The 18,829-nt window shown below is 47.0% G+C and carries 14 protein-coding genes; 6 read left to right on the top strand and 8 right to left on the bottom strand.

The window, feature by feature from the left end:
- The first annotated feature begins 400 nt into the window (after positions 1 to 400).
- Both ABT58_RS05585 and ABT58_RS05580 read left to right on the top strand, forming a co-directional pair.
- Positions 401 to 1,861 carry a sugar porter family MFS transporter gene (locus ABT58_RS05585; RefSeq protein ID WP_047873337.1) on the top strand — a complete coding sequence of 487 codons (1,461 nt, stop codon included), beginning with the start codon at positions 401 to 403 and terminating at the stop codon, positions 1,859 to 1,861.
- Between the two features lie 122 nt (positions 1,862 to 1,983).
- Positions 1,984 to 2,868 carry a LysR family transcriptional regulator gene (locus tag ABT58_RS05580; RefSeq protein WP_047873336.1) on the top strand — a complete coding sequence of 295 codons (885 nt, stop codon included), beginning with the start codon at positions 1,984 to 1,986 and terminating at the stop codon, positions 2,866 to 2,868.
- A 175-nt stretch (positions 2,869 to 3,043) separates the two neighbouring features.
- Here ABT58_RS05580 and ABT58_RS05575 read toward each other — a convergent pair whose 3' ends face one another.
- The gene (locus ABT58_RS05575) at positions 3,044 to 3,922 is read right to left on the bottom strand and encodes an AraC family transcriptional regulator (RefSeq protein WP_047873335.1); all 879 of its coding nucleotides are present in this window, start codon (positions 3,920 to 3,922) and stop codon (positions 3,044 to 3,046) included.
- Between the two features lie 195 nt (positions 3,923 to 4,117).
- On the opposite strand from ABT58_RS05575, the gene ABT58_RS05570 reads away from it, so the two are divergent.
- From ABT58_RS05570 to katG, 4 genes are all read left to right on the top strand, one after another.
- Positions 4,118 to 5,269 (top strand): aminotransferase-like domain-containing protein, encoded by a 1,152-nt coding sequence (locus ABT58_RS05570; RefSeq protein ID WP_047873334.1) that lies wholly within the window; start codon positions 4,118 to 4,120, stop codon positions 5,267 to 5,269.
- A gap of 284 nt (positions 5,270 to 5,553) precedes the next feature.
- The gene (locus ABT58_RS23675) at positions 5,554 to 6,423 is read left to right on the top strand and encodes a hypothetical protein (RefSeq protein ID WP_047873333.1); all 870 of its coding nucleotides are present in this window, start codon (positions 5,554 to 5,556) and stop codon (positions 6,421 to 6,423) included.
- Positions 6,424 to 6,456: 33 nt separating this feature from the next.
- Entirely contained in the window at positions 6,457 to 7,353 is an 897-nt protein-coding gene (locus ABT58_RS05560; RefSeq protein WP_047873332.1) for a hydrogen peroxide-inducible genes activator, read from the top strand.
- A 253-nt stretch (positions 7,354 to 7,606) separates the two neighbouring features.
- A complete protein-coding gene (gene katG, locus ABT58_RS05555; RefSeq protein ID WP_047873331.1) occupies positions 7,607 to 9,775 on the top strand; it encodes a catalase/peroxidase HPI in 2,169 nt (722 codons plus the stop codon).
- 281 nt (positions 9,776 to 10,056) lie between these two features.
- Here the strand turns inward: katG and ABT58_RS05550 are convergent, their stop codons facing one another.
- The 7 genes from ABT58_RS05550 to ABT58_RS05520 are packed head-to-tail and all read right to left on the bottom strand — an operon-like array spanning position 10,057 to position 18,828.
- A complete protein-coding gene (locus ABT58_RS05550; RefSeq protein WP_146147166.1) occupies positions 10,057 to 12,420 on the bottom strand; it encodes a hypothetical protein in 2,364 nt (787 codons plus the stop codon).
- Between the two features lie 13 nt (positions 12,421 to 12,433).
- The gene (locus ABT58_RS05545) at positions 12,434 to 13,855 is read right to left on the bottom strand and encodes a glycerophosphodiester phosphodiesterase (protein ID WP_082210970.1); all 1,422 of its coding nucleotides are present in this window, start codon (positions 13,853 to 13,855) and stop codon (positions 12,434 to 12,436) included.
- A gap of 6 nt (positions 13,856 to 13,861) precedes the next feature.
- Positions 13,862 to 14,308: a hypothetical protein gene (locus ABT58_RS05540; RefSeq protein ID WP_047873330.1), complete on the bottom strand. Its 447-nt coding sequence runs from the start codon at positions 14,306 to 14,308 to the stop codon at positions 13,862 to 13,864.
- Positions 14,309 to 14,316: 8 nt separating this feature from the next.
- Entirely contained in the window at positions 14,317 to 15,339 is a 1,023-nt protein-coding gene (locus ABT58_RS05535; RefSeq protein WP_047873329.1) for a hypothetical protein, read from the bottom strand.
- The gene (locus ABT58_RS05530) at positions 15,336 to 15,632 is read right to left on the bottom strand and encodes a hypothetical protein (protein ID WP_047873328.1); all 297 of its coding nucleotides are present in this window, start codon (positions 15,630 to 15,632) and stop codon (positions 15,336 to 15,338) included. Before ABT58_RS05530 ends, ABT58_RS05535 begins: the two co-directional genes overlap by 4 nt.
- Positions 15,622 to 15,891 (bottom strand): hypothetical protein, encoded by a 270-nt coding sequence (locus ABT58_RS05525; protein WP_047873327.1) that lies wholly within the window; start codon positions 15,889 to 15,891, stop codon positions 15,622 to 15,624. The genes ABT58_RS05530 and ABT58_RS05525 overlap by 11 nt, the downstream gene beginning before the upstream one ends.
- Before the next feature lie 6 nt (positions 15,892 to 15,897).
- The gene (locus ABT58_RS05520; RefSeq protein ID WP_053062982.1) at positions 15,898 to 18,828 is read right to left on the bottom strand and encodes an FtsK/SpoIIIE domain-containing protein; all 2,931 of its coding nucleotides are present in this window, start codon (positions 18,826 to 18,828) and stop codon (positions 15,898 to 15,900) included.
- Between the last annotated feature and the right edge of the window lies 1 nt (position 18,829).

The raw sequence follows: 18,829 nt of genomic DNA, 5'->3' as shown, positions 1-18,829 counted from the left end.
GAAAAAGGTGTGCAACAAACTGCATTGAAATGAAAAAAAGCCAGTGCTGACGCGGGTTTCAAGGCTTTTATGAGCAAGATCACAATTGAAATAAACACATTAAAATCAATAAGTTACCTCCATTTTGAAAAATGGAAAATATTTACCAAAAGTTGATTGATGTATCATTTTCGAACAAATCCTCATTTCACCCGTAGCCGAAAGCCACCCCATGCCATATGATGCATCCATCGCCAAGTGAAAAAATATTTTCAAAGCAAAAATATATCAGTAATAAATAAAGGCGAATAACCAATAACCGATACTCATACCCTACAATCATGGACGTATCGGACAGCTACCCAACTCAAACTTATTCGATGGTTGAGTAAGAGACGGGGATCTCATCAAGGAGTAGAACATGTCACCCACCACTGCGGCTTCGGCCAGTAAACACAATTTCGCGTACATTATTAGGATTTGTTGTATTGCGGCGTTAGGCGGTATCTTATTAGGCTACGATACAGCGGTAATTTCCGGGGCCATTGGTCCAATTCGAGATTACTTTAATCTGAACCCGGCACAGACCGGTTGGGCCGTTTCCAGTGTTGTACTAGGTAGTATTCTCGGTGCGGTCAGCGCCGGTTGGGTTGCCCTAAAATATGGGCGTCGAAATGCCCTCTTTATTGCTGCTATCCTCTTCATTATTTCTGCTATCGGCTCTGCGCTTGCAACCACCTTCACCTTCTATACCGTTCTTCGTATCGTTGGTGGTGTCGCAGTAGGCTTGGCCTGTGTGGTTTCACCCATGTACATGTCTGAAGTCGCCCCTAAAGACTTCCGTGGCCGTGCCGTGAGTATGTTCCAACAATCTGCAGTAATCGGTCAGACAGGTGTTTTCTACGTTAACTACTTGATTGCTAAAGGGATGTCTGAAGCTTGGCTGGTTGATATGGGCTGGCGCTGGATGTTAGGTTCAGAAATGGTCCCTGCTGCACTCTTTGCTGCCTTACTTTTCTTTATCCCTGAATCACCACGTTGGTTGGTACTGAAAGGTAAGCTAGACAAAGCCAAAGAAACCTTGTCTCAAATCTCTAACCCTGAACACGCAGACCGCGTTATCAAAGACATTCAAGACTCACTGGTTGATGCCCGTTCAGCAAACGGCAAGAGCAAGATCAGCCTACGTTCACCACTGTTGTTCTCTATCCTGGTTATCGGTACGTTCGTTGCAGCCGCTCAGCAGCTGACCGGTATCAACGTTATCATGTACTACACACCAGAAATCCTGAAACCAATTACGGGTTCTACTGAAAACGCTCTGTTCCAGACTACCTTCGTAGGTATCGTGTTCATCGGTGGTAACGCCTTAGGTATGTACCTGATTGATAAAGTGGGCCGTCTGCCACTGATGAAATGGGGTACGCTGGGCTGTGCACTGGGTATGATGATTGTGGGCTACGTGCTTTACACTCAAACAACAGGTTACGCTGCCCTATTCGCACTGTGCTTGTACGTAGTGTCTTACGCAACGTCTTGGGGTTGTGCATGTTGGACCATGATTTCAGAAATCTTCCCGAACAGCATTCGCTCTCGTGCAATGGCTATCGCGGTAGGTGCACAGTGGTTCACTGGCTTCCTGGTCACTCAGTTCTTCCCAATGCTAAACGAAAATGCTTACCTGAAAGAAAACTTCAACGGTGCATTTAGCTTCTGGGTATTCGCTGCACTGTCCCTGATTTGTATGGTGATTGTGGTGAAATATGTTCCTGAAACGAAAGGTGTCAGCCTTGAGAAGATGGAAGAAACCATGGCGAAAAAACTGGGCAAACAGTACCCAGAACCTGCAGCAGAGCCTGCACCGGTTAAAGCCAACGCTTAATAGGATGTAACCGCAAAAGGAGCAGGTTTATTGAAAAATAGACCTGCTTTTTTTATTCCCCCCCCCTTTGATGCCAAATCAATACACCAGCACCACATACTGAACGTTAAAAGGACACCACCATGCTCGATAAAATGGCTTTTTTTGTTTATGTCATCCGTACCGGCTCTATTTCTGCTGCGGCGCGCCGCTTTAATATTTCTGTCTCGGCCGGTAGCCGCTGGTTGCAAGATCTGGAAGACTCCTTTGGCTTAACCCTTTGCCGCCGCACTAATCGCCGTTTAACCGCCACACCTGCCGGGCAAAAGTTGATGGATGACTTTTCGCCGATGGTCGACAGCGCCGAGCAGCTCTGCCGTACTTTGCAAGATTTTCAACAGCACGACAAAGGTCACCTGAATATTGCGTGCACACCGGTCTTTGCCAACCACTACCTGATGGCAAAAATCAGTGCGTATTTAATAGAAAACCCCAACGTCACCTTTAATGTGAATGTGACCCCTTGGGCCTTGGATCACAGCAGCGAGGCCGATTTAATCATCAGTGCCAACGCGTGCTATCAAGGCTATCAGGAAAAAGATCTGCACTTAGTACGCCGCGAACTGATGCAAAGCCCGTTTATTCCAGTCGCCTCCCCTGCGTATTTATACCGCCGCTCCGCCCCCAGCATTCCGACCGACTTGGCGCAGCACCAGTGTTTATTTGCCACCACCTTAACGGGCAGTAATGATTGGATTTTTGAAAAAAACGGTGAAACACAAATGATTAAGGTGCCAAAATCACTGGAAGTTAATGACAGTGATTTACTGCTGCAAAGTGCTATTCAAGGGGCAGGCATTGCCTATTTGCCTGCGTTCATTGCAGAACCGGCACTGGCCGAACACCGTTTGGAGCGGGTACTGGACGACTATGAAACCAGCATTTGGAGTTTGAATTTGTATTATCACCCGCCAACAAAAGCCTCTGCGGTAGCAAGCCATTTTAAAAGCTTCCTGCTAGAGAATTAGTATGCGTAGCAATAGATAGAAAATCTTGAGCAGAGTGACAGAGTTCGCGAGGATAAAAACATAATGAAAAAGCTGGATGAAAAACGAAAATTATTTTTCATCCACTTTCCTTTCTCTTCTCATGCTCTTTTCATGGGCCTTTTCATCTTGCTTTTCAAAACCAGCGCCAGAACCATCAATCAAAACTCACCGGCAGATAAAAATCCAATTCAAACACCTCTTCCTGATTGAGAAAATGATTACGGTGATAGTGAACATAAGCCGGAATAGCGCGCTGTTTAAAGCCGGATGTTGGCAGCCATTGCTCCAGAATCATGCTGAGTTGTGGCAACAATTCCCCATAACTGCCCGTTAAACGAAACACGGCATGTAACCCACCGGGAATCACCATCTGATTCACCACACTGCGGCGCTGAACAGGACGATCAATCGCCACACAAGCCACATAGCGGCACTTTTCCATCTCCACCCATGCTGGATTAGAGTGATGCAGACCAAACTGCACCGAAAAATCCCGTTGTTCCGCTTCTGCCCACGCTTTTAGCACTAACCATGCATGGCGAATAGAGCGGTTATAGCCGCGATGGCGCACGTACGCGGCTAAACGTTCTGGCGCTTCGATGATGGTAGGCACAGGCAAGCAATGACTGGCGACACGCTGATATGCGGCCGCAATTTCGGGATCTTTCAGATAGGGTTTTTCCGCACTGTGGCGGGTCGGATTTCGCCATTCGCCAGGCGACATATTGAACGTTGCTTTAAAAGCGCGGCTGAATGACGAAACCGATTGAAATCCGCATTTGTTGGCAATATCTACCACAGAAGCATGGCCATCAAACATTAACTGATTGGCCGCATATTCCATACGTACCCGCCGAATATATTGATGGATGGACTCGCCCACCACAGCTTTGAAAATACGGTGAAAATGTTGCTCTGAATACGCCGCTACATCGGCTAACGCTTTGGCAGGTAGCGGTTGCGTAATGTCTTTATGAATATAAAACAACACGTCATTGACGCGAGAAATGTGCTGCTGAGCCTGTTTATCCATACGTTTTCATCCCTGTTTACCCTCATTTCCATTCAGACACGATGCCACAGCTATCCTACATTCTCGCCGTATCGCAATGCCGACGCGTAAAATCGCATAAACGGACATGTTTTAGAGCATAAATGGACAACTTATTTTTGACAATTCAATTGTATTATCAATGCCAATAACAATTAGATTGAACAGGCACAGCATATGGAAATCTCAGACTCACTCAAGCGCATCCCTTCTTCGTACATCCGTGAAATATTGGCCGCTGCCAGCGACAAAAATGTCATTTCACTGGCCGGTGGCTTACCGGATGAAAAAACCTTTCCAATTGATTTGATGACGCCAACCTTGGCTGAGCTTTCCTGCATGCCGAATGTTTTCCAATATGGAGCAACGGCAGGTTACGGCCCGTTGATTGACTACCTCACTACCCGCTTTCAGTTACCGGAATCACACAGCGTGATGATCACCACTGGCTCGCAGCAAGGTTTGGATCTGATTGCCCGTGCTTATATCAACCCGGGTGATGTAGTGGTCATGGAAGCCCCAAGCTATTTGGGAGCAATGCAAGTGTTCGGTTTGGTGCAGGCGAACATCGTGACGGTGTCACAGAATGAATCCGGCCCAGACTTAGATGAACTGGAACAGTGCTTTAAAACCCATTCCCCAAAAATGTTTTATGCGGTGCCTGACTTCCATAACCCAACGGGCGTATGTTGGTCGCTGGCAACCCGCCAGCATGTGGCAGCGTTATGTATTGAATACAAAGTAGCGTTTATTGAAGATGCCCCCTACCGCGAGCTGCGTTTTACCGGCGAAGCCTTACCTTTCGTGTCTGATTTCTGCCCGAATGATTCCATCCTGCTACGCTCCTTTTCCAAAATTGCCTCACCCGGTTTACGCTTGGGTGCAGTGAGTGGCAAAAGCGAATTTATTGCGCCATTGATCAAGGTTAAACAAGGGGCAGATTTGCACTCCAGCGTGCCAATGCAAGCCCTACTGTTAGGGTTACTGCAGCACGAGGATTTTCCGCTGCACATGGAAAACATTCGTTCCCTGTACCAAACCCGTTATCAGGTATTGTTTTCTGCGCTGGAAAAACAGTTGCCGGAAAATTGCACCGCACACGCGGTTGATGGCGGGATGTTTGTGTGGGTAGAACTGCCACCGTGCGACACCTTTGCGCTGGCTAAAACACTGCTGGCCAATGGCGTGGCCGTTGTCCCTAGCCCGGTCTTTTACCCGCAGCCTGACCAAGCCCGTGCTGCGCTGCGCCTGAACTTCACCAACGCGACAGAAGAAGCACTTGAAGAAGCGGTAAGCCGTTTGGCACAGGGGCTTAACCAAGTAATTTAACCCGTTTCAGAGTCATAAGATAAGCAAAGAGGAAATACGCTGGCAATGGCGGTTTCCTCTGGCTTATTTTCGCACGCCTCACCTTCTGCACTACTTCCTTAACAACTCACCCTGTTCGCAGCAACTCTTCTTGTTTCCTAACAACGCTTCCTGCGCAATGTAAGTGCCTAACAGGCGCGTAAACATAAAACACCGTAAGCCATACCGCTCACAATGGCGTAAAACTGTGCCCAAATCATCGTCGTATATACTCTGTAGAACAGTTGCGTATTCAAGGTGTCACTATGTTAGTAGAGCGGTTAGAAGAGCGACTATACGATTATTACCTCCCCGGCTATTCACTCGCCCACAGTGAATTTGAAAGACAACGCCTTTGGGAGCAAGCCTGTCCGGAAACGATTTATCAACTCAATGCAGAACTCCAATTACTGCGCGGAGAAGGTGCAGACAAACTTTCCTTCACACGCCCCCAGCGCAACATGTCTACGTCTCTGAACCAATGCCCTAACTTACTCACTCTGGATATTGCCCACTGGCATCAGCAACAACCTTGGTCAGTTTCCCCCCACCTCATTCACTCAGATCCAAGCAACGCACACAGCTCCAATAGCCCAACATCACGCATGATGTCCGCCGTGCCGCCCCACTATATCAATCTGTATGACGGAGAACCGATTCGCCTGTTTTATCACTCTTATTTTGTCTACGGCCAGTTTTACAGCGCGCTCCATTATATTTTGCAACATGCCAAACAGGCGCTGGAGACATGGGTTGCCACTCGCTATCCGTACGATCTTTTAAAAGACCTGCACCCAGAGCAATTCGACTCGCTGCACGATCATGACGCACTGAAAACCTATTTCCATCATCAGTACGCGGAGTGGGTCACCGAGCAATATCTCAATGCCATGTTCACGTTAAATGAACACTTAAACCTGCAAACCGCAGCGACCTATATCATCGAATATACCGATCAAAACGGCTGCCCATGCGTGGACTTTATTTGTAAAAACAACACCGCCCTCAGCATGGTTCGCCCCAGCCATTTTGTGGAAGACATGCAGCAGATGGCTAACTCTGCACAGTATTTGGATTTTGAAGTGCAACAATTAGCGGCCGAAATTGAAAAACACTGCCGTGAACAGGGTTGGTGAGCAGGAACTAGAAACTAAAAATAAGGCAAGCCAATGTTATCCATTAAACAACTGACTTATGCCCTTGCTGTGGCCAAGACACTGCATTTCAGAAAAGCCGCAGAATTGTGCCATGTGCGGCAATCCACGCTCAGTGCCGGGATCAGTGAACTGGAAAAGCAGTTAGGCATTAAGATTTTTGAAAGGGACAACAAAAAAGTCTTAGTGACACCGCTCGGTCAGGAGGTATTAGACAAAGCCAGCAACATCATGCTGGAACTGGATGACATGGCACATTTGGACCACAGTTGCGGCAAGCCCTTTTGCTTCCCTCTGTCCATCGGCATGATCCCCACCATTGCGCCCTATCTGCTGCCCAAACTGTTACCGGCACTGAAAACCCAATACCCCGACGCAAAAATCGACATTGTTGAGGAGCAATCTCAGGCACTGGTGGAAATGGTGCACAGCGGGGAAATTGATGCTGCCGTGTTAGCGATGCCTTTTCCCAGTGATGGACTGTTGAACTTAGAGTTTTGGCAGGAGGATTTCTATTGGGTCGCACTGGAAGGCCAACCCCATACCGATCAGCAGGAAATCACATCCGACGAACTGCGCCATGCCCATTTAATGTTGCTCAAAGAAGGCCACTGTCTAAAGGATCACATTCTTGATGCCTGCCGCCTGTCTGAACAGGCCACCCAACAGGAGTACCGCGCCACCAGCTTAAACACGCTCATTCAAATGGTGATGAACGACATGGGCACAACGTTGATCCCGGAAATGGCACTGGAACAATTGGTGACGCACTACCCTGTACTCTCTGCCGTGCACCTCAATGAACCCGGCCCGCACCGTAAAATTGCCTTTGTCTTTCGCCCCAATTATGCAGACATCTCCAGCTTGGAAGTGCTGGCAGATATTGCAAAACAATCACTCAATCAAACCTAATACACTCATATACAAGGGATATTTTGTTTCCCATTCTGAATATTATGGCGAAGATTGATTAATCAATTTTTCCGAACATCATTATCATTTTTATCATTTTTACAAATCACCATATCTATCCAATACTTCTGTTAGCAAACTTCAGGGGTCAGCAACGACTCGCTGAGGCTCATTCACCTAGCATCATGTACGCGTGTATTTTCATATCCAATAACCATAAGCACTTGTAGTTCGCAAGCACTGGAGAGTTATCATGGCAAATGACAATGCGCATTCATCCGGCGGCAAATGCCCGGTAATGCACGGTTCAATGACGACCAACGATCGCAGTGAAAAAGACTGGTGGCCGAAGTCACTCAACCTCGACATACTGCATCAGCACGACACCAAAACCAATCCGATGGCAGGCGATTTCAACTACCAAGAAGAAGTCAAAAAGCTCGATTTTGCCGCCTTAAAACAAGATCTCATTGCATTAATGACAGACAGCCAAGACTGGTGGCCTGCTGACTGGGGCCATTACGGCGGCTTGATGATCCGAATGTCCTGGCATGCCGCAGGGACCTATCGAACCGCTGACGGCCGAGGCGGCGCAGGGACCGGTAACTTACGTTTCGCCCCCCTCAACTCCTGGCCTGATAACACCAACCTCGACAAAGCCAGACGCATCCTTTGGCCGATCAAAAAGAAATACGGCAACCAACTGAGCTGGGCCGATCTTATCGCTTATGCCGGCACCATGGCATATGAATCGATGGGACTGAAAACCTTTGGCTTTGGTTTTGGCCGCGAAGACATTTGGCACCCAGAAAAAGACATCTACTGGGGTTCAGAAAAAGAATGGCTCGCCCCTTCCAGCAACCCGAACAGCCGTTATTCCGGCGGACGTGATCTCGCTAACCCACTAGCAGCCGTGATGATGGGGCTGATTTACGTAAACCCTGAAGGGGTGGATGGCCAACCAGATCCTCTCAAAACCGCTCATGATGTGCGTACTACCTTTGCCCGCATGGCGATGAATGACGAAGAAACGGTGGCACTGACCGCCGGTGGTCATACCGTAGGTAAAGCACACGGTAACGGGGATGCCGGCAACTTAGGCCCTGAACCAGAAGGCGGTGAACTGCATGATCAAGCCCTTGGCTGGTTAAACAAAAAGACTCGAGGCGTGGGTAATAACGCTGTGACCAGTGGCCTTGAAGGGGCATGGACGACGGAACCGACTAAGTGGGATAACGGTTATTTCCACTTACTGTTGGGTTATGAATGGGAACTGAAGAAAAGTCCAGCAGGTGCATGGCAATGGGAGCCGGTCAACATCAAAGAGGAAGACAAACCGGTTGATGCGGAAAATCCTAACGTGCGTCATAACCCGATCATGACCGATGCAGATATGGCGATGAAGATGGATCCGGAATACCGCAAGATCTCGGAACGTTTCTATCAAGATCCTGACTACCTCGCTGAAACCTTTGCCCGCGCATGGTTCAAACTAACCCACCGTGATATGGGCCCTAAAGCCCGTTATATTGGCCCCGATGTGCCGCAAGAAGATCTGATCTGGCAAGATCCGGTCCCACAAGGCAACAGCCAATATGATGTAGATGGCGTGAAAGCCAAGATTGCTGCCAGTGGCCTGTCTGTCAGTGACATGGTCTCTACCGCTTGGGACAGCGCACGCACCTTCCGCCATTCTGACAAACGCGGCGGTGCCAACGGGGCACGCATTCGCTTAGCGCCACAAAAAGACTGGGCAGGTAACGAGCCGGATCGTCTGTCTCGCGTACTGAGCGTCTTGGAAGGGATTGCCAATGACAGCGGCGCCAGCCTTGCGGATATCATCGTATTGGCCGGTAACGTCGGCGTCGAGCAGGCCGCCAACGCTGCAGGCGTGAATGTGAGTATACCTTTCTCGCCAGGTCGAGGAGACGCTACCCAAGACATGACTGACGTGGAATCGTTTGAGGTGTTGGAGCCATTGCATGACGGCTTCAGAAACTGGCTGAAACAGAACTACGTGGTCACGCCAGAAGAGATGTTGTTGGATCGCGCCCAATTGATGGGATTAACCGCTGCTGAAATGACGGTACTTGTCGGCGGCATGCGTGTACTGGGAACCAACCACGGCGGCACCGCACACGGCGTGTTTACCGATCGCGTTGGCCAGCTCACCAACGACTTCTTCATTAACTTAACCGACATGAACTACACATGGGATCCGGTCGGCGCCAACGAGTATGAAATTCGCAGCCGCCAAACCGGTGAAGCGAAATGGACGGCCACCCGCGCGGATTTAGTGTTTGGCTCTAACTCTATCCTACGCGCCTACGCGGAACTGTATGCGCAGGATGATAACCACGTGAAGTTCGTGAATGACTTCGTCGCCGCATGGGCGAAAGTCATGCATGCGGATCGTTTCTGAGACAGCAGTGAGCGCACAATGATCTAGCGTTTTGTCCCTGTACTGAATGACTCGGTGCAGGGACTTAATTGCTGATATGCGTAAATGACAAGCCCACCCGCCATGATAAAGTCCGAGCTTTAACCCGATTCTAATATACAACCAATATAAGTGATGCGGTTTGAGGCTGTATCTTCAATTCAAACTGAAACTGACTAAGATTCAATACATTGAATCTAGTGATAGATAACGAGCTATAGAGCATTCATCAGTAGCTCACTACTGATGAATGTTACTTTACTCTACTTTGTCAACTGAAACATGTGGACATTTTGCTTCTGGCTGTGCGAAACCCATTTCTGTAAAGTAGTGTAGCCGGGAGCAGAGACCTCAACATGGTAATTTCCTAAGGCTAACATCATACCCTCCTGATACCTAGGTTTGATATTCAACACTCGAATTTTTGCGGTGTTTACATTAGTGCGAACCGTAAATGGAACTTCAATTAAGTGACCATGCTTTTTCACCGCTTCACGCTGCTCATTGATCGCCGTTTTGTTCAGGTTATCCTTCTCGTGAGATACGCTTGGTGAAATCATCGAGTACACCTGTTTATCCAATGCATCGATCGTCGTCATCAACGTTTTTTCAAACAAAGAGAATAGACCAAAATTCGTTTCAAACGCATTTCCGACAGGTTGAATCACTGGTTGAGTGTGCAACACCCATGTCAGAAATGTTGAACCAACCGGTGATACCATCTTATCGATTTCAGATAAGAAATAGCCAGTGGTTGTATTTTCATCGGTAAATTTGGACTTACCTAAGACAACAGGAACAATGAATATCGCCGCGATAATCAACAAACCAACTCCCTGCTCAATCCTCTTTGCTTTAATCTTCTCACTTGGTGTAATCACGCCCAAGTTTTCATCGTTATAACTAAGTAACTTCCAGAACTTAAATGGCAATTTCAGGAAAGTAACTAGAACAAGTAACAAAGAGATAGACATCGAAATTGGCGGTACAATGATAGAACGCAATGCATTCTTACCGTCTTCTGCCATAGGTGCGCCATCTTCAAACTGACTGACTGCGGACTCCATATAGTTCAACCAGTAATCGCGTTCACGGTTAATGTTTACCATGATAACATTGTTATAGAACGCTTTATTATTCCAGGTTGTCAACATTGGCTCTACGTAGAAACGCTCGCCCATCTGCGCTTTAATTTGGTCTTGGATGTCACTGTGACGCTGGAAACTCGCAAAGTTAAGTCCAGGCTTCATCTCCATGCCACGCTTATCCATCTCCGCCTTCCAACGGCGATTTGCTTCGTTCAAAATTTTGGTATTAACCGCATTTTTAAAGACAGTGATCTGCTTTAGGGACCATGTTTTCGGCAACGTTAGCCCGTCTTTTGCCACACGAGATCTCACTTTTTGTGCGGTTACTTTGTTATGACGAAACTCAGTGAGAGTCGCAATACCCATTGGGTAACCCGTTTCACGTTCAAACTGGCCCTGCATTAACCCCAAAATTTTGGGTGTGTAATCACTAACATGCCGAGAAAAAACCATTTTTTCTTCTACTTTACCACCATCGCCTGCCGCAATTTCGATACCAGCCAACAGTGCCGAAATACCCAACGTCATGATACTTTCTTTAACCGTTGTGGTTCCCTTTTCACGGCTTTCTTTTACCAGCCAGAAATCCAATTCACGATAAGGTAAACCATATTTTTTAAGGCTTTTCTTGTAATTCGCTTCGTTATTGTTAATACAGCGAGTAAAACGGCTTTCTGACTGATTATAACGATCAATGCATCGATTTCGCTCTTCAAAATTCGCGTAAATCTTTGGTGCAAGTTCCTGTGCTCTCGCCTCTGCACGAACCAAATAAGCTTTCTCGGCTCTCTGATAGTCATTCCAACCTTTCAAAACTTGGGTTTCAACTTCACCCCATGCCTTGTTGGCTTCTTTGGTACGGCCATTTACCGCGCTATAATATTTGTTGTTCGCTTTTTCGTATTCTTTCCATGCACCGTTAACTTGGGTGCGCATTTCTTGATACTGCGCATAGTGACCATCAAACTCGCTGCCTGCACGGTTGATCAGATAACGTTCAACAATCATCCCTTTTTGCTTATCTACACTATCGAGAAACGCTTCATTACTGTAAATAAGCCCGCCCATCAATGCCAAAAAAGTCATTTCAGAAGGTGTTGTCGCATGGTCCGCTTCGTAAGGAATACCTTCAATTTGAAGCGCGTTATGCGCCAAACTCGAGCGAAGTAAAGACGAAAAAAACGCATCTTTACGCTGTTCCGCCGACGAAGGCTCAACAATAAAGTGGTCGACCAACCACTTTTGACCAAAGAAGACGGTAGGCCAAGCAATAACAGCGATGAGAACAATCGAAAGGATCGCAGTGCTCGTGCGCTTCGCAACGCCCTTTACAACCAGTAAATCGATGAGCAGTAATGTCACACCAATACCAGAAATGGTTCTACCAAAAAGCTCCGCAAGGTGAAGTGTTTCGGGAGAAAGACCCGCACCACCAGCGACTTCTACGAGTCTAGCGTTGAATATAACTTCAGGAATTAAGTAGATTAGCGAGCAGGCAAAAAGCAATACCGCTAACCAGCGCGGTTTAGGTTGGTTCATACTGGCTTATTTCCTAATCAGGCAAATTGATAATAATGGGTTCAACGAGCACATCCATTTCTACATCTTTGATAATCACTTCTGTGAATCGCTGACGTTTGGAGTTGGCACGAGGTGCGACTGTTTCCTTCGCATAAATCGAACGAACCTGCTGCTTGTATGACAAATAATGGTTATCTGCCATGTAGATTTTTTGCAGCTCAAGCTGAGAGAAATCGGCATCGTTTGGTAGTTTGGCAATCATTTGACCAAGAACGGTGCTTGCACGATACTCACCTTTATTCGTTACCAACTCTGGTTCCATACTTATGCAGGTAGCAAACTTGGTGCTATCGACTATCACTGTATCAGGTAGCGGCCTACCTCTTTTAGCAAGGTATGCCAAACGTTCACGGTGGTATTCATCACTGTTGATGGTGTACGTCGCCAGTTTCAAGCCCTGTTCACGCGCCCGTTGCTCGATCGTGGGATGACGCTCAAAGCTGCGGATATCAACATATAGCCCACTGTTTGGACCTAGTTTCTGTCTTACTTCAGCAGCGGAAAGCTTTGCGTCATTTTTATAGCGGCGACGGGAGTAATCGTCCGCTAAATCGATATAACGGCGATTTCGCTGATACAAAACATCACTTTTCACCGCGCGTCGTAAATCACGTTTTGCAATTTCAATTGATTGAGGATCGGGATCCCAAAGATACGCCATCATGGCATTCGGGTTGATTTTGCGCAGGTACTCAAGATGCTCTATCTCCATGGAGCTGAAATAGTAGCTACCTTCTTCCAACTGCCACCTTACGATGTTGTTCAGGTATCTCAGGTCATCATGGCTTGGGTCACCCTTGATCTCGATGTTTAACGTCTGACCGGGTATCGCATTACTCCATGTGTTAATCATGCCTGATGCAAAAATCGGAGATTCCTCGGTAAGGTTTCCTTCGGTATCTCGCACACGGTTTTTAATCCAATCGGAATTGGACATCGTTGAAATGCGATAGCGCTTGCCATCCCACCGACCGACTGCTTTGCCCGTATACGCATCATGATACGCAACCCAACTGCCATCGCGGTTTGCTTGCACATCCAGCTCCGCTTCTTCATACCCATTCAAAATGGCTCCTTCCAACGAAGAAACCGAGTTTTCTGTATGCCGGAAATCCCCACGGTGTGCCGAGACATTCACAGGACAATTTTGGTCAAAGAAGCCGATGTCGCCACCCAATGTCAGATACAGGTTCCTATCTGCCAATGCCTGCTGAATATCAATCAACTCTTCTTCACTATGCTCTAGGTTACGTCCTAACTTGCCTTCGGCATCATTTGGGAAATGACTCAAGGCTCTAACAGGATCGTGTGCTAACGTAACGCTACTGCCTCCGGCACAGCCCGCTAGCGTCGCCCCAATCAGGGCGACGTAAATTATTTGTCGTATTAACATCGTGTCTTAAATAGGTCTAATGTGGGTATCAATAGTGCTAAGACAATGCTCAGTATCCGGCTGGTGAGTGTTATACTCCGTTTCCATCACCAAGCCTTTTCTTTCCGCCTTATCTCTTTCCGTATCTGTCTGTTGAAGCGTTTCGTGCAATTCATCGTACCTGTCTTGACATTCATAGCTTTGCAATAGCTCTGACATCAGGCTATTGAACAAACTTTGCTTCTCTACGGTACTCTCAAGGTGCTTCGTTAAATCGGTGTGCAGACTTTCTTGGCTATTTTGCAATTCACGGATATACCGTTGACTTACGCGTTGTGCCGCCTGATCACGCCAAACACTATGGATATTCGCAAGCGAGTCCCCATAGTTGGCGAGGTGACGAGCTAAGCCATCCAGATCATCTTGTTGGTCATCTCTAAGTTTCTGGTAGTACGGTGGGTCAAAACTTGGCATGCTCTTCCTTACTTCTGTGCCAATGGCATATCAAAGGCCTGCAGCAATTCTGTTTTACGCTCTAGGCTTCCACGAAGCAGATAACCGTGGGATTCAACATCATCACGTTGGAAATCAATTCTACGGATATGCTCTCTCTCGGTGTCGTTACAGTGATTAAGCGTAGAGAGTGATTGCGACAACGAATCCACAAGTTGTGTCCATGCTTCTAGCGTTGAATCCATTTCATCGAGGATTTCAGACATCGTATTAAGTGCATCACGCTCTTCGTTAAAACGATTAAGCGCACCTTGTGCGCGGTCGGTTTGCTCATTAGTGAGTTCAACTGCTTCTTTCGCATTAGCAACAGCGCAATTACTACCGGAAACTTGTTCAATCGCTCTATCAAAGTTAGCTCGTGCTGTCGCTTCAGCTTCTTGAGCCCGATGATATTCGACCATGCAAGAATCAACGGCTCTTTTAGCCGACATTACTGCGGCCCTTTCGGCTGAAGTATCAGCATACACTCGCTTAGTGCCTGTCACATTTCCATCGCTATCGTAAGTATTGACGATAGTATACTGCTGCTTCTTTATCTCTAGTGCCGTTACAGCTGCGCGAAGTTCCGCTTCTGCTTGCGCAAGTGCACTCGCCGCACACTGTAGGTCACGAACTGTCGTACTCCATTGGATTTCCGCTGCATTTCTCCATGCAATAGCTTTCTTTAACTGGTTTTCCCAATTATTGAGTTTATCGGCTGCAGCCCTCTCTAGGTCATGCGAAAAGTTCAGACGGTTTTCACCATTTTCACGCTTCAACTGGTTGACACGTTGCGTTTTCAGTAACGTTTCACGCAACTGGCGGCTTAGCTTTTCGCGTTCACGAAGGCGCTCTTCGTTGGCACTTAAGTCAACGGCCGCGCGTTCCGTGTGCTCTAATGCAACATAATGCATCTGATGGATGCCATCGATGTACTGCTGGAAAAAGTAAAGGCATTGCTCGGTGTGATAGTTAAGCTCTTGGAACTGACTAATCAGCAAAATGGGGATCATGCATTTACCTCTTCTGCTGCTTGATTATCGGCTGAAGAAGATACTTGTTCATCGTCACGCAGGTGCGAGTTTCGTAACAAATCAATGCTATCTTCAAGCGCACTCTTCCAACCAGCAAGTTGCAAGTATTGCGATTCTGCTTCATCTGCGCCATAGCCTAAATAACACTCTCTTAACCCATTCCACCGGCTCTGAACATCAACAAAGCTATCCTGAAGTGTTTTTTCCAACACATTTAACTCAGCTAACATTTCATCCATTAGCTGCTTATCGCCAACATGTTTAGTCGTCATTGAGGTATCTCCTTAATAACACCAAACGATGATTAAGCGGTTCAGAGATATTTGGAATCAATGTATTAAGTTGCGCCAAATCTTCGTTGAACTCGCTAATATACGGCGCAATTTCGCGCCGTTTATCAGGAGTCATTAGATCGAGCTGTTGTTCGACTAGTTCAAACCATTGAAGCTGTCGCTTAAACAGTACTTCTCTGAATTCTTCCAAACTGTCGATGTAGTGCTTCATCTGCACTTCAACGTCATCTAGAGACATTGTAAATTATCTCCACATTGCATAACGTTCGTTCAAGACGGCAATATCTGACTGATACTTGTCCATATCGCGATAGCAGTATGGTTTGAAGTGCAGCGGACGGCTTTGCATCTGGTCGATATACAGAGCATTGATTGGCTCTTTACCTTCCAGTTGCAACTGTGCGGCATGGCGCATTTTCAGCAAGGCAAAGCTGTCATCTTCCGACATTTGCAACGCGACTTTGTGGCGGAAGCTTTCAATATCGTTACGACCCAAGACTTTCTGCAATGCACGCATGCTATCTACTGCCAAAATCACATGAATGCCCAGTTCAGACCCACTTTCTAAAAGCGTGACGAGTTTTGCTGTCGCGGCGGACGGCTCACTGACACCAAATCGACCAGCTTGCATTTGAAGCTCAGTCGCACGTTGAACTTCGTTTAGCACAACAAATAAAGACGGCTGGTCAGCCACATCGTCTTCGTCCAATTGTCGACGTCGCTCAAATTCAACAATAAGCTGATCAAGAGCTTCATCAAACTCACTGCCTTTTTCGATGATTTCCACATTAGAGTTCGGCATTGCACTCGCCGCCATCACGCCATACCAAGGTGAACCTTTGACGCTGCGGTCGTACACCACTGCGTGCATGCTTTCATTGCGGAAGTTGAGGGGAAGTTGCGCGACGAAATAGCCCAGCATACCCAAACGGGCTTCGTTGCTATCACCCACAATCAGTAAATGTTCGTGCGGTCGACGACGCAAAATAGTGCGCGCATGGCCGTGAATATTGAGTTCCTGCCCCATCCAAAATACCGATGGTGATTCAATTGGGTACCACTCTTTCTCACCCAAGCCTTGCTGATAAGCTTCTCTAGATGCAAAATCCAGCCATTCAGATTGGCTTGGACGCATTGTTTTTCCGATAAGCGCGTTAAGCTGCGAGTTAGCCAGAATTTCAGGCTGACCCGAACCATCAAGCAAAATAGCGCGTTTTGGTGCCGACAGCGATGCAGCTTCTTGCCATTGCTCTGACAGGTAATCAATTAATCCAACGCGCGTGTCGTTATCTAGGAAGGCTACGCGACCCGCTACGTTGCGTTCATCATCACCTGCGCCATCATTTACAACTGCCTGACCTGGTTCTTTACACGCACGAAGAAGACGCTTGCCGTTGTGACCAAACTCTTGAAGTGCAGTAACATCTGCCGCCGTCATTTTCATACCCACACGTAGGTGGATGTTACCGAAGATATGCTGTTGCTTTTGCATACCAGGCACACCAAAGCGCTGAGAGCCCACAAACATATGAATACCAGCACTTCGCGCTTGAGCGGCCAATTTGTACATCAGTTCAGAGCCTACGCCATCGCGATCGTCTTCAAAGAGAACTTGATACTCATCCACGATAAGCATGACACGGGGTAGCTTACCGTTTGGTGAGCCCGCATCACGATAGCCAGTAAAGTTGGTAACACCCAAGGATTGGAACATTTCATTGCGACGTTCCATTTCTTCAACCAGCTCAGCAACTACACTCCGTGCAAGCTGTGGAGAGGTTTTTAATGACACTACTTTGGCGTGAGGCAGTTTAGGGTACGACTGGAATTCAACACCCTGCTTGCCATCAATCAAATAGAACTGAAGTTCTTCCGGCGAGTATCGGCATGCTAAGCCCATAATGAAGGCATGGTATAAGTAAGACTTACCCGCACCTGTTGTCGCACCCAACATACCATGCGCCGAGTTACGACCATCCTTACTCTCACCAAACCAGATTTCCAGATCATTACGTTTTGAGCCTGAGCCACCAATAGATGATCGAAGTTCGCGAGTCGCATCACCTAACCATAAGCTTTGCGTATCCACCACATCACTAAATGCTAATTTTCGCTCTTGCGGTTTGGCTTTAGAAAGGCTGTCAAAAAAAGCTTCGATGGTTTCATCTTCTATGGCGTACCCCGACCACGTTTGAATAAAACGATTCTCATCATGCTCAACTGAAAAATCAACGCACGATTTAAACATATTCAATGATGTGCCATTGGGATAGTTCTGCTCACAATCTAAATGCAAGAAAACGTATTTACCGGTATCGGTTGCATTATTAGCAATCGATGCCAACAATTCGATTGCACGACGGTCGTAACCACTCGGGAAGTTTGCCGCAACGATAAACTCAAACCGCTCGTTACTGCGAATGTTTTCATCCACATCTTGTAGCCGCTTGGTGGATTGATCTAAATACGTTTGTCTAATACGTAAAGAATCGTCTTCGATCTCTTCAAGCACACGAGATATGTCCTTTTCAATCAATCGCTTATGCGGGATGTTCTTTTGATACAAAAAGGTACGGCCACTATTTGCAGGATCAAGTAGACAATACTGACTCGTGTATGGCAGGTGCGCATTCAACCTCAGCACTATATTATGAAGAGCGTCAATCTTGTCATTGCTTTCACTCGATGCCAATACAAAGCAATTCGCTGTATCCATAAAAGGCAGGAAAGCAGGTAATTCAATATCGTTACCATTAGGTAGTTTGAAGTCGTGGAAACCCACTAGGATTTGATCAGGAATTAATTGCTCTTCAAATGTGTATTTTTTCCAGTCAACATTATTCAAATCTTGATGCAGTGCTGGATGAAGCTGTGCAAGAAGTTCAGAGATCTCATTACTTAATTTGGTTTGTTTTAGCTTCGCTTGCTCAAAATGCGGTTCAAAACGCGCTGGCAATGTCTGCGCACAAACTTCTGCACTAGCCAGCAGATTCTCATACGCTTGTTCGCAATGTACTTTCTCTTGCTTGTATGCATTTTGCGCATTTTGTGCAGCCTCTTTGACGCCTTCAAGCGTTGTTGTTGAACCACTCGCAATTAGTTCTTTTTCAGCTTCCTCAAACGCCTTTTTCTCTAGTTGCTTACGCTCTTTAACCATGTCACCAAGTGAAGTCATA

The sequence above is a fragment of the Photobacterium aphoticum genome, assembly GCF_001029435.1.
Taxonomy (GTDB): domain Bacteria; phylum Pseudomonadota; class Gammaproteobacteria; order Enterobacterales; family Vibrionaceae; genus Photobacterium; species Photobacterium aphoticum.
The sequence above is the reverse complement of the archived record's forward strand: the minus strand, read 5'-3'. Positions and strand labels throughout refer to the sequence as shown.